Genomic DNA, 12,203 nt, shown 5'->3' with positions numbered 1-12,203 from the left:
ATGCTATCTGAGACATATGGCCCATAGTTGATCCATATATACTAGCCAATTAAGTAACTGGAATACACATCTCTGTTCAGGGAAGCTAAACGCGGATTTGACTCTCACGAGTTTCGAAAGCAGCGGATCGGTGCTGGAGACACCGAGTCCGCGAGAAGCTCCCGTAACTAGCCTACGGAAGCCATGTCGAACGACGATTCGCGGGGTAATGAAAGCCCCGACCGACAGGATGCATCGCTCCCACAAGACCCCACCCACCCTATCGAAACCTATCTCGAGGCCCTCGACACGCTCACCCGATCGCTACACGCGCGCCTCCACCGAGCCGAGATAGACGGCGAACGAGTACCGGACGAGACGCGCCACCAGGCCCGTCGACGGTGCCGGGAGATCAGGGCGGAAGCGAGCCAGATCGGCTTGCTCCTGCTCGGACCCGACGCGGCGATCCATTATCATCCGGACGAGACCGACGCCGATACAGCCAGCGGCGTGACGACGTTCTCCGGACCGCCGCCGAACAAATTCGAACCCGACCAGCGCGACGAGCAGGAACGGCCATCCGAGGATGACCGGGAACGGGTATCCGAAGATCAGTCCGACACCGAGGAGACCGACGGTGAGAACGATGACTGAGTCGCTCGAGTCCCGGCTTGCCACCCTCACCGACCGTATCGAGGAACTCGAGGACGAACTCCGGCGAAAGGACGAGCGGATCGCGACGCTCGAGGCACGTATCGACGATCACGACGAACGCCTCGACAACCAGCAGAAACGCCTCGAGAACTACGCCCACCACCTCGAGCAAACTGACACCCGACTCGAGGACCACCAAACGGCGCTCGAGGACCTCCAGACAGACACCAAAACCACAACCAAGCAAACCAAAGCGGCCCTGAAGAAAGCGAACGCCAACAAGCGCCGCCTCCGCGAGCTCCAGGCGCGCGAACTCGAGAAGGGAGCCCACCTCCGGGCCGACACCGTCGACGAACACGAACTCGAGGTCCGAGCCGAGCACATAGAGCGGATCACGAAGGACGACGGCCGAACCTACGTCAGACTCCCCGAACACACGGACCCACTCGACCGAAGCGACGTCTCGCTGGCCTACGGCGACCTGCTCCCGATCCAGCAGCTCGCCCGGATGGACGACGACATGCTGCAGTCGACCACGAACGCGCTCCCCACCAGACTAGCCGCGAAACTGTGGAAGGCGCGGACCGACTCGAGCGTCGGCGACGATCCCTGGAACGCGGGCTGCAAGGGCGTCCGGGAGTACGTCAAGGCGAGCGACCTCAAACACTGGATCCGACGCCGGGAGCCGGGGACCAGCGAGAGCTACGCGAAGAAGCTGGTCTCCCGCACGATCGACGCGGTGCTCGACCTCTCGAAGCACCGACTCGCGGTCCGCAAGCGAACCGAGCGAAAGAACGGGCTCGAGTACACCGAGCGCCGACTAATCGTGCCCGACGATGCGGCGATCCCCGGCGAGACGACTGCCACGAACGAGCAGCCCCCGGAGACGGCTGACGTCCTCGGGTGACCGTGGACGGAGTCACATAGCCACCCTCGAGAGAGGTTTCCCTCTCGATACTGACCCCGAAACGCCTCGCGAAGCGGACGAAAACCGGGTCGCGTAGCCGTCGGTCTATTCCTCGAGCAGTCGGTCGACAGTCTAAAGCGTGGACCAGTCTGGTGCTGCTCCCGAAGACGACAGCTGTCTCCGGACACCGATCTCGCGCGCTGGCGAAGCGTGATCCTATAAGACGGAAAAACGTTTACCTAGGATCAACCCGTAGCTATGAACGATGAGTAAGTCTGAATCATCGTCAGACTCTGAGAAGGAAGTCGTTGCGGTCTCGAAGCACGGGCAGGCGACGATTCCGAAGCGGTTTCGAGAGAAACTCGAGATCGACGCGCCGGGGAAGGTGCTGTTCCGCGAGACCGAAGACGGCGATGTAATCGTCGAACGGGTCCGCTCGGCGAGCGAGATGCAGGGATTCGCCGCTCGGAGCGAGGCGTCTACGGATGTTCCTGCGACCGAACTGCTCCGGGAGAAGCGCGAACGGGACCGATCGGATCGAGACGATCGCTTCCCGTCGAAATGACGGGCCCCGATCGCGTCGTGTTCGACGCCGAGCCGCTGGTCGCACACGCTGCCGACGAACCGGGAGCATCGGCGGTCGCGGAGTATCTCGATGCAGTCGGAGTCGACGACATCGATGGATACGTTAACTGGGTTAATTGTTCCGAGGCTCGGTATATCCTCGCTCGCACGTACGACCGCGATGTCGCCGGCGATTATCTCGATTGGCTCTTCGAGCTCGGTCTCGAGCCGGTCGACGTTGAACCGGTCTGGACCGATGCATCCGAACACGTCCTGCAATACAATCCGGCGCTGGGCGATTCGTTCGCGCTGGCAACCGCAGAGCACGTGAACGGAACCCTTCTGGTCGGCGGTGACGACGACTACGACGAGATCTCCACGGTGTCAATCGAACGCTTTCGCGATGGGTCAGCGTGAGTAGCGCTCCGCGCTCGTCGCCGGGTGATCCTCTGTGCCGTCCCACACCTCGAGCTCCCTTACTGAGAGCGTGTCATAGAATCCATCTCACAGCCCGGTTCTTTCCTCGCTCGTAGTGGTGATTGCAACGACGAGCCGCAGACACAGCGCAAGGAACGTTTCTGTTCGTGCGTGGACGCAGCCTCGGGCGCGGACGTGTCCGAGACCGCAATCCTGTCGTTGGTTCGTTCGACTCCTGTCCGGTTGTTGTACATCTCGTCCAAGATGGATTGTTTCAGCTGCACGTCCTCGAACAGCGGTACTGTCTCGGTAGCCGCGACATTCGAGAAGTCGTCTACCAAAATTACGGTGGAGAATATCTTGTGAATAAGTTCGCGAACTGATCGTAAAGATTCCTCCCCGCTGCAGGCAATCTCCGTTACTCCGCTTCTTCATCGAGCCGAAACGCCGTCCGGACTGATTCTGGGAGGGGCGGTCGAGGGGCCGTTTCGTGCCGCTCAATTTTCTCGGGCGTTCGCGTTTTCTGGTGCACGGCTCGCGCCATTGGGACGCCCTCGAGATAGTTGAAATCCCCGAGGATGCCGACACCGTACTCGGTAAAGCCGTAGAATTTCCACGGCAAGCCGCGCCGGTCCCTGTTTGGAGGATACTCGTAGACTTCGAGGATGCCCGCTTCAACGAGCACGCCCAGCTGCTCTTCCACGGTCTTTTTCGATTTACTCGGAACGAAATGGTTGATTTCACCCGCTGACGCGAGAGCCTCGGGGTGCCCCAAGAGCGCCTGAATGATGCTGTGGCGGGTTTCCTGCGACAGTAACTCCATCAACTCTCGCTGCCGCTCTAAGGGGTTTTCCTCCCGATCGGCTTTGGAGTGCGCGGAGATGTCGGCCATGTTACCTGGATGTACGATGTCGGATCACATAAGTACATAGGACTGACTTCCCTAAGTCTGACCAGTATGGTTATCAGACCGTATATCCATATTGGTTAGTATGGAGAAGATACCGGAGAACGCTGAAGAGCTCACGGACTTCATCTTGGACGATGTCCTCTACGGGTTGGAACTCGATCCAGTCGATAGCGAACGACTCCTCTCGTATATGCGAGAACGGCACGAACACCTCTTTGGACCGCACTCGACGTATTTCGTTCTCGGTAGTTACGACTCACCGTTCAAGTACCGTCTCGATGAAACGCTTGACGTGCTGAACCGTCGGCACGACGCCTACGCGTACCTACTCGCTACACAGCCCGATCTCGACGTATCAGATGACATCCCGGATCTCAAAGTGAAATTCTTCCTCCACGCCCTTTACGCGGATTCGATCCCGCTAATTCTTGAACACGACACTGGTGGAGCAGTCGCCGAGTTTGGACGCGTTGAACGCCCGAGGCTACTCGAACGCACGTATCTGTTCCCCCGGGCGCAGGAGGAACACTACAGCGACGAGTCCCTGCTCACAACAGAAGACACGGTACTTGCTCGGGTCGTCGAACTGGCATACCATGCTGATGACCTCGACGAGGAACTTGCTGCGATCGCTGAACACGCTCGTGACCACGGATTGAACATCTCGACGCAGGATCTCGAATCGTATCTGGAAACCGAGTTCGGCGGTCACACGCCGTCGTATAGCGGCGTAATAACCGATTCTCTCGTCCACCTCGAATCACTGAACCAGTGCTTCTCGTGGACGACAACCGAGGAACTCGAAGAACAACTGTCGAACGTCCCGTGATCAGTCTCGAAGACACAACGCCTCTACGCACCTTCACCACCACATCTTCAGCTCTACTAGAGCATTCAGCAACTCGAAGAGACGTGGTATACGAAGAGTTCGATGACGCGCTCTTACTGACCCAACCAAACGAGTAGCGCATCGTCTTCGTTCTCGTCGATTGCCACCCGTCCCGAAGCCGGATTTCGCGTCCCTCGTCGAAACGCACCGGGATCGTCGCCCGACCCGTCTCGGCGACGGAGACGGCCCGCTCCCGGCCACCGCGCGGTTGGGTGGGACTGAAAAGGGCCGACGCGTTGAGCGAACGCGACGCGTTCGCGATACTCGGGAGAGCGTGCTCTCCCGTTGCTCGAGGAAGGCGGGCGCAGCAAGCACCGGAACGACTGCAAGGAGTGAGGAGCGCAGCAAGCCCCCCGACTCGAGCGTGTCGGGGGCTTTCGAGGTGTGCGTCTCTTCGAGAGTTCCATCTCGAGGATTGGACTACTCCCAAATCGTCGCCGACTATCTCCCTCACCCTGACCCGTCCTCACCGCGCTCCGGCGGCTCCGGCGGCTCGAACGCCGCCGCAATCCCTCGTCCGACTCGAGTCTCGAGCAATTCCCCCAAACTCGCCCGCGACCGAAGCCCGATGGCGGCCAGCCCGGCGACCAGCAACTTGCCGAGAAGCAACGGTGTCGAGATCGAGCCGACACTCACGACCAGCACCGACGAAACGACCGTCGCAACCAGTACGACCGCACTCACCGCCCGAATCGGTCGCGCCCGAACAGCCGACCCAACCCGCCTCGAGCCATCGACGACGGTCGACGTCCGACTCCGCGCTTCGAGTTCGCTCACGCCGCGATCCACCCCTCGAATCAGCGGCCCGAGGGCCCGCGTCTCGCGGAGGTCGATGACGATCACCTCCGGCTCGGGTTCCGACGTAAGCCACCGGTAGGCGAACGACGACTCCACCACGTCTCGACCCTTCGCACCAACACCGACGAGCCGCGACTCACCCTGCCACTGCCTGATCCGAGCTCCGAAAGCGACCCCGCTCGAGACCAGCGTGCTCCCCGCAACCACCGAAAGCACTCGAGAGTCCTCACGCGCGCGCTCGAGTCGGCCCCCACCGATTGACTCGCCGTCGGATCGACGAATACTCGAGACCCAACCCGAACCCACCTGTACGAACACGGATCCCCCGACCGCCGATCGAACCCAACTACTCCCCCTCCTCACCACTCCCAAGACGACCGAACGATCCCGCGCGGACTCGAGCGCCGCCGTCTCGTTATTCAATCTCAGACACCTCGCCCTGGATGGTCAGCCCGTCGAAGGTGAGGATGATGGACGAGCCGACGCCGAGTCGCTCACCCCGGAACTCGATGCCGGTCTCGGATTCCGCCGTCTGCAACTCGACGACGATCGTCACGTCCCGGTTCTGTGGGTGCTCGCGCTCGTGAATGTCGCCGTCCTCACTCTGCAGGACGACGGAGGCCGGCTCGCTCTCGACGTCCTCGACGGTCGCGACGGTCTCGCCGCGCATCGTCTCGGTCATGCCCTCTTCCAATCCGTCCGCGACGGACGGGCGGACGTTCGCGAGTTCGACCGCCGCCCGCGTGGTCGAGGTCTCTTCGGCGTCCGAGAGCGTCTCCCCGTCCGGTCCGAGATCGGACACCGTCCCGGTCGTGGTGTACGTCCCCATATCGAGCTGAATCTCGTTGCCGAGCATGACCGGATTACCGGCGACCTGAAACCGATCCTCCTCCCGATCTTCGTCCTCGATGCGTTCGCCGTCGACCTCCGCGCGGATCGTCACGTCGGGCTGGCTGCTGTTCCCGTCGTCCGTCGCCGACGGCGTGATCTGGACGTCGGTTACGGTGATCGAGTCCTCGGAGCCATCGAACGTCGCGACGTCGCCCTCGTCCATTCGCTCGACGACGTAATCGGGCTGGTTCTCGAGTTCGATCGTCGCATACCGCGTCTCCGATTCGCCCCCGCCCAGGGCCGCGATGACTGCGATTCCCGCGACGACCACGGCGAGCAGCACGACGACGATGATCGCGTCGATGACGTTGACGGCCCCGAAGAGGTTCCCGTCGTCGTCGATCAGCGGCATGGATCACTCGAGAGGCGGCCGGCGCGGCAAGACGGAGACGACCGTGACGCCAGCAGTTCGTTCCGGTGGCGGTACTCGAGCGCGCCGGCCGCGACCGACCGTCCACTCGCTGTTCCGTTGCAATGTCCCAATCCACTCGCCGTTCCGTTGCACCGTCCCAAAATAGACATTTCGCCAGTTGCAGCCTCCCTGTTCGTCCCGCCGTCGCGTCGTCGACCCGACGGAGTGTCATCTCTCATCGAGCGTCGGAGCGGATGCATGCCACCGGCCACACCGTGGGACCACATAATTACTGAATGCTTACGCGATCGAAACAGTTCCTGCCCGCCGGCCCCTCCCGTTCGATCGATACGTCGGCGAACGCCGTCGCTTAACATACTATCGACGTGTCGACGCCGATGCCGCGCTCCTGGAGCGTCATGACCGTCCGTGACTCCCCGCAGTCGCCACTCGGTGGCGTGATCGACGTCGTGCTCTGGCTGGACTCGGACTCGACGGTCGTCTCGTAGGTCCCCGAATCGATCAGGACGATCTCGAGGTACTCCTCGGCCGGCACGTCTTCGGTTCGATCGAGAACGGACGCCCCGTCGTGATCGATCTGGATCTCGACCGACCGCTCGTCGTCCGTCGCGTTCCAGATGTACAGCGAGTACGCCGCATCGGTCTCCGACTCGTCGCCGATCACGATCCGCTCGAGTGGTTCGTCTGCCGACGACTCCCCGTTCGACGCGTTCCCCCCGTCGCTTCCGTCGTCGGCCCACAGCGACTCGTCGTCGGACCCACCGTCCGCGGAATCCGCGGTACTCCCGAGACAGCCGGCTATGGCGCTGACACAGACACCGGCACCAAGACTGATGATGTCGCGTCGGTTCATGGCCACGGATACAGGATCGAGTGCCAAACACTTTTTTCACGGAAAAACGATTCTCGAACGATCGTGACAATCTCGTCCTCGTGAGCCGTGTGTTCCGTCCGGGCCCTCGAGAATGGGCACTACGGCTTCGATGGGGCTTTCGAACGTACGACGTGGTGGGTATTCGAGATGGCAACTCGGCGTGCTGAATCGTTCTGTACGTCGACGACGGCTGTGACGGGAAGCGTCTGCGCTGAGCTAACGCAAGTGCCGGTCGGAGACTGCTCCCGCCATCGGATGGGACTCTCGAGAAACCGATAACCCACGATAAATTACGGGCGGCGACGATGTCACGTCTCCCGAACGTTCCACGAACAAGTACTGTTTCATCATGGAAATTGATATGTTAGTCCGTACGAAATAGCATCGGAACCGTTGTCAGCGATCAGTTTCGGGGACGGCGCGGCGAACCGGGACCGGTGGTGGAAAGTAGTAGCGGAGACAGAGATGTCAATGTAGCAGTGATAGAATCACACATAAGTAGGGGAGAGACTCGTCTATCGTAACTAATAGTGCGTTTTCGATCCGCTAAATCAACGATTCCCGCTGAAACCGTTCTCCGGATATAAGTGCATGTCAGTAATTCGTCCCGACTGGGCACCGTGCCACAGCGACCACAGCGATCTGGGAGCTGTGATGCGTGCCAGACCTAACACAAATGAATCGAGCACTTGCAGTTACACTGACGGTAGCAATGGTCGGCGGCCTCATGTTTATGGGGTTCGCAGGAACCGCTGCAGCACAGGACATTAATATCAACACTGGTGTCATCGATGCCGGTGACGGTGGCGACGGTGGCGATGCGGCTGCGGCGACAGTGCAGGAGTTCGATCAGACTAACGAAAACGCACAGGTTGGCGTCGCTGACTCCACGTCGTACGCGGACTCGTACGCGGCCGGTTCTGGGGCTGACTCTGTTGCAAGCAGTAGCTCCGCAGCTGTTGTCGAACAGGACCAGAACGTCAACCAAGTGAACACCATTGACGCGGACGCGACCACGATCGCCCTTGGCGGCGATGGTGGCGACGGCGGTGACGCCGGTGTCGATGTCGGTGTCGACCTCGATTTCGGTGACGACAACGGCGACGATCCTGACGACACCTAATCGCTAACCACAGCGATTATCGAATCTTTCCCTAACAATCCTCATTTTTGAAGACGATCGAAGCACCAGAGCCAGTAGTACCCACCAGCAAGCCGAGAGCCATTCGGTCCGCGGCCAAGACTTCCACATTCGCGCTATCTGTGTCGGAGCCTGTTTCAGTTCTCGTGGTGCTGATCTGCTCCATCGCGTATTGTACGAACGTCTGATCTTTTTCATGGCTGCCAGAACGACCGACACCTACTGCCAGCCCCTGCACACTCTTTTCCATCGACGATCGCTCCCGGTCTAAAGAAAACAGCAAGAGTTCCGCGGGTTACTCGATCCGTGGTCGGTTACTCGACCTAACTACATCATCGGCCAAGCAATCGAAATATCTCCACCGCTCGTTCGACGGACGTGGGATGCGCTTCGGCACTCATCAAGGAGATCGGTCGTAAACGGCACCGTGATGGTTCACTCGCGGGGTGACGGCAACCCATCCCTCATCACCAGTGTAGGTGATGAAGATGACTGCGACGGTGTAGCTGTCGTTCCAAACGCCGACTCACTCGGCTCGTTTGCCCCACTTCTTTCAAAGAAAAACCGCCTAGACGCGGAACCATCACCGAACGGCGATAGTTGTGCTCTACGGAGAAGCACGCTCAGAACCGCGATCGATTCTGCCATCAGTCAGTGTCTCGAACGACGAACCGACCATAGTCTATCGACGATGACCGCGTCGTGAAGGGGCCTACCGCTGTAGCGAAACCAGAGTCGGTGTATCGTCTACCAACAGCGGATGAGAGCGTACGGGTCGTAGTGATCTGTGCGTATCGAACTTGCTGACAGAGACACTGGAGCGTGGAGACCTATTCGTTCGAGTGATGCGAGCGAGAGTGGATCACAAAAGGGCCTACGTGTGGTACCTGCTGCCAGCGTACTGCTTTGTGTTTCGAGAAACATCGACCGGCGACTCGCCGTAGATCGATGCAGTGGCCGAGTCGCGAAACGGGGAGCTGACAGCACACCGGACTCAGCTATGGGTACGAGAACGAAACTCACGTCCGGCCTCCTGGGGAGGAACGCTCTCTACTGATCATCAAACCACTGATTTCCCTCGACCTCAGAACGCGTGTGTTCCGAGAACGGCCACACTGCCACAGATCGCAGTCGTGGAAGCCGCGTGGGTATCGATAGTAACTGGAGGCGAATCACCGCTGCGATCCGAGATGGTCAATCAGTGAGACTCCATCCGTCCGAGCAATGGCACGAGCCTCGAGTACGGAAGCAGGTGCCTAACCGACGAACACCCGCGGATAGAAACGCATCTGTCCGCGTAGGTGAAGAATGCCGATCAGGTACCGATGCGCTCTCACGCGTAATGACTACAGCAAGAACCGTTCAACCCGTTAAACCGGGTATTCCTCTCGTAACCGTTCTCCGGGTATAAGTAGAAGTCAGTAATATGTCTTGACTGGTCAACGCGTCGCAGCACCATTGGTACCGGAACCCAGTGTCGTATGGCTGTAATGCGTTCCAGAACGAAACAATGAACCGAGCACTCGCAGTTACACTGACGGTAGCAATGGTCGGCGGCCTCTTGTTTATCGGGGCCGCAGGAAGCGCCGCGGCACAGGATATCAATGTTAACACCGATGCCATCACTGGTGGTGACGGTGGCGACGGCGGCGATGCGGCGGCGGCGACGGTGCAGAACTTCGATCAGACGAATCAAAACGCACAGGTTGGCGCCGCTGACTCGACGTCGACTGCGGAGTCGTACGCAGTCGGTAGTGGGGCTGACTCTGCTGCAGGCAGCAGTTCCGCAGCTGTCGTCGCACAGAATCAGAACGTCAACCAAGGTAACGCCATAGAAGCGAACGCGACCACGATCGCTATTGGCGGCGACGGCGGCGATGGTGGTGACGCCGGTGTCGATGTCGGTATCGACCTCGACCTCCTCCTCGCTGGACTCCTGTAATCGGTAGTCGTAGCGATTATCGACACCGTCCCTATCGTTCCTTTTTTCGCCGGCGATCGGTGCCCCAGAACGCCGTCAATCAGTGAGTGAGCGCCTTTCGATCCGTGATTCCACACTCGAGGTAGTAGATGCTGTCGCTCGTCGGGATGGCCCGTCGTGATCTACTGAGGGTGGGTTGAGAAAGAGGCCGGTCGGTGCGGTCTGTGCGTCCGAAACCCGTCGAACTCGAGCGGGAGATGGATTCGTTCGAGCGGGAGAAGAGAGCGGGTGGCGAGCGCCGAACGGATCGATCACATCGGGCAGTCCGGCGGCGCTAGGCGATTGTCCGACAGTGAACCCGACTCACCTGGGCGCCGTTACGAATGGCCGGCAATGAAACAGCCGTTCGCATCAACCGCAGGCGATGCCGGGTCTCCGCTGTGATCGACACGAGACGAAGCTGCTATCCGATATCGAGCAGTCCGATCGTCGAGACCCGGCTGCTGTGCTTCTGGTCGGCGGCAATAGCTATCCGTTCGGTCTCTCGACTGGGGTTTGGCGCCGTCTCGGGAACCGCTGCGCGCCCGCCGAAAAACGGTTTGGCCACGCGAAATGCACATCGATCGCCTTCGAGGCAGCAAGTGGGCTGTCGATCGGCCGACGAGCGGTGGCTTCATTCGTTCGATCAGTGGGACGAGCGTCGAGTGCGGACCAGGCACCCAACAGAACGATTGCGGAGGACGAACCGTTCCTGTCCGCGCCGATGAACAGTATCGATCCGGTAAACGTGTATACTCACCTACAGTGACTAAACGGTACTGTTCGATCCGTTAAACCAGCTATTCCTCCCGTAACCGTTCTTCGGATATAAGTGGAAGTCGGTGATTCGTCCCGACTGGGCAACGCGTCACAGTCTGCGCGATCGCTTACGATACACTGTGATGCGTGCCAGACCTAACACAAATGAATCGAGCACTCGCAGTTACACTGACGGTAGCAATGGTCGGCGGCCTCATGTTTATGGGGTTCGCAGGAACCGCTGCAGCACAGGACATCAATATCGATACTGACGCCATCACTGGTGGCGACGCTGGCGACGGTGGCGATGCGGCTGCCGAGACGGTGCAGGACTTCGATCAGACGAACGTGAACGAACAGGTCGGAGAGGCTAGCTCAGAGTCGGTCGCAGCGTCGGCCGCAGTGAGTGACGGCGACGGTCAGGCGGCTGCCAATGACGGCCCGAAGGACAAAGGGACGGCTGACGACTTCGCTGGTGCTGGCGCTGAGTCCACGGCTGTGTCCGAGTCCACCGCTGCTGTTGGGCAGTCTCAGGACGTCGAGCAGGGTAACGCTATTGACGCAGACGCAACCACGGCCGCTGAAGGCGGCGATGGTGGCGACGGCGGTGACGCCGGTGTCGGTGTCGATGTCGACATCGATTTCGATGACTTCGATGGCGGCATCGGTCTGCTCGCCTAATTGATAGCTACAACGTCATTCAAATTTTATTTATTTTATCGTATTCTAGAGCGATCAGTGTGAGCGAAAACGGCGAGGCGATACGCCGTATCACGTGTGCGGATAACGAATGAACCAGCTAACCCACCACTCCGTTCAAACGTGTTTCCATCGGCCAGGAGCGGACTCCGCGACCATCCGGGGAGGAGTCACGAATCAAACGGCTGCTCCTGGGTTCCGAACAGCAATACTTCCCACGGACCGGACGACCTGCGGAATCGACTACCACCGATACGGCCTCGAGCATCAGCCGTCGTTTCGGCCGTCTCCTGCGACGACGACCGAGAGCCGGGCGACTGCAGGGCCGTTCGAGTACCCGAACGCCCGTTCGTCGTGGATCGCGAGCCGCGTGGTAGCGACTGAGTAC

Annotated in this window: 12 protein-coding genes and 1 pseudogene; 8 read left to right on the top strand and 5 right to left on the bottom strand. The window is 60.0% G+C overall.

The window, feature by feature from the left end:
• Positions 1-183 precede the first annotated feature (183 nt).
• From ACSFC5_RS08060 to ACSFC5_RS08045, 4 genes are all read left to right on the top strand, one after another.
• Positions 184-633, top strand: coding sequence for a hypothetical protein (locus ACSFC5_RS08060; protein ID WP_440764700.1), 450 nt, complete (start codon positions 184-186; stop codon positions 631-633).
• Positions 626-1,540: a DUF8008 family protein gene (locus ACSFC5_RS08055; RefSeq protein ID WP_440764699.1), complete on the top strand. Its 915-nt coding sequence runs from the start codon at positions 626-628 to the stop codon at positions 1,538-1,540. The genes ACSFC5_RS08060 and ACSFC5_RS08055 overlap by 8 nt, the downstream gene beginning before the upstream one ends.
• Before the next feature lie 265 nt (positions 1,541-1,805).
• Positions 1,806-2,105, top strand: coding sequence for an AbrB/MazE/SpoVT family DNA-binding domain-containing protein (locus ACSFC5_RS08050; protein WP_440764698.1), 300 nt, complete (start codon positions 1,806-1,808; stop codon positions 2,103-2,105).
• The gene (locus tag ACSFC5_RS08045) at positions 2,102-2,521 is read left to right on the top strand and encodes a PIN domain-containing protein (protein ID WP_440764697.1); all 420 of its coding nucleotides are present in this window, start codon (positions 2,102-2,104) and stop codon (positions 2,519-2,521) included. The genes ACSFC5_RS08050 and ACSFC5_RS08045 overlap by 4 nt, the downstream gene beginning before the upstream one ends.
• A gap of 73 nt (positions 2,522-2,594) precedes the next feature.
• Here the strand turns inward: ACSFC5_RS08045 and ACSFC5_RS08040 are convergent.
• Together ACSFC5_RS08040 and ACSFC5_RS08035 are read right to left on the bottom strand one after the other, a co-directional pair.
• Positions 2,595-2,811: pseudogene (locus tag ACSFC5_RS08040) on the bottom strand (IS5/IS1182 family transposase); the annotation flags it as partial.
• Between the two features lie 128 nt (positions 2,812-2,939).
• Entirely contained in the window at positions 2,940-3,413 is a 474-nt protein-coding gene (locus ACSFC5_RS08035) for a winged helix-turn-helix domain-containing protein (protein WP_440764696.1), read from the bottom strand.
• A 100-nt stretch (positions 3,414-3,513) separates the two neighbouring features.
• Between ACSFC5_RS08035 and ACSFC5_RS08030 the strand changes: the two genes are divergently transcribed.
• Positions 3,514-4,260 carry a DUF8170 family protein gene (locus tag ACSFC5_RS08030; protein WP_440764695.1) on the top strand — a complete coding sequence of 249 codons (747 nt, stop codon included), beginning with the start codon at positions 3,514-3,516 and terminating at the stop codon, positions 4,258-4,260.
• A 510-nt stretch (positions 4,261-4,770) separates the two neighbouring features.
• On the opposite strand, the gene ACSFC5_RS08025 is transcribed toward ACSFC5_RS08030, so the two are convergent.
• From ACSFC5_RS08025 to ACSFC5_RS08015, 3 genes are all read right to left on the bottom strand, one after another.
• The gene (locus ACSFC5_RS08025) at positions 4,771-5,424 is read right to left on the bottom strand and encodes a hypothetical protein (RefSeq protein WP_440764694.1); all 654 of its coding nucleotides are present in this window, start codon (positions 5,422-5,424) and stop codon (positions 4,771-4,773) included.
• A gap of 109 nt (positions 5,425-5,533) precedes the next feature.
• Positions 5,534-6,361 carry a DUF4330 family protein gene (locus ACSFC5_RS08020; RefSeq protein ID WP_440764693.1) on the bottom strand — a complete coding sequence of 276 codons (828 nt, stop codon included), beginning with the start codon at positions 6,359-6,361 and terminating at the stop codon, positions 5,534-5,536.
• 370 nt (positions 6,362-6,731) lie between these two features.
• Positions 6,732-7,235, bottom strand: a complete 504-nt coding sequence (locus ACSFC5_RS08015; protein ID WP_440764692.1) for a hypothetical protein — start codon at positions 7,233-7,235, stop codon at positions 6,732-6,734.
• Between the two features lie 733 nt (positions 7,236-7,968).
• Between ACSFC5_RS08015 and ACSFC5_RS08010 the strand changes: the two genes are divergently transcribed.
• The 3 genes from ACSFC5_RS08010 to ACSFC5_RS08000 all read left to right on the top strand — a co-directional run bounded on the left by ACSFC5_RS08010 (position 7,969) and on the right by ACSFC5_RS08000 (position 11,797).
• Positions 7,969-8,379 (top strand): hypothetical protein, encoded by a 411-nt coding sequence (locus ACSFC5_RS08010; RefSeq protein ID WP_440764691.1) that lies wholly within the window; start codon positions 7,969-7,971, stop codon positions 8,377-8,379.
• Positions 8,380-9,907: 1,528 nt separating this feature from the next.
• Positions 9,908-10,339, top strand: coding sequence for a hypothetical protein (locus tag ACSFC5_RS08005; protein ID WP_440764690.1), 432 nt, complete (start codon positions 9,908-9,910; stop codon positions 10,337-10,339).
• A gap of 978 nt (positions 10,340-11,317) precedes the next feature.
• Complete coding sequence (locus ACSFC5_RS08000) at positions 11,318-11,797, top strand: hypothetical protein (RefSeq protein ID WP_440764689.1); 480 nt, start codon at positions 11,318-11,320, stop codon at positions 11,795-11,797.
• Positions 11,798-12,203: the final 406 nt, after the last annotated feature.

Origin of the sequence: Natronorubrum marinum, from assembly GCF_052040125.1 — an archaeon.
Lineage (GTDB): Archaea > Halobacteriota > Halobacteria > Halobacteriales > Natrialbaceae > Natronorubrum.
Note: the sequence above shows the minus strand (reverse complement) of the source record. Positions and strands in the feature narration are given on the sequence as shown.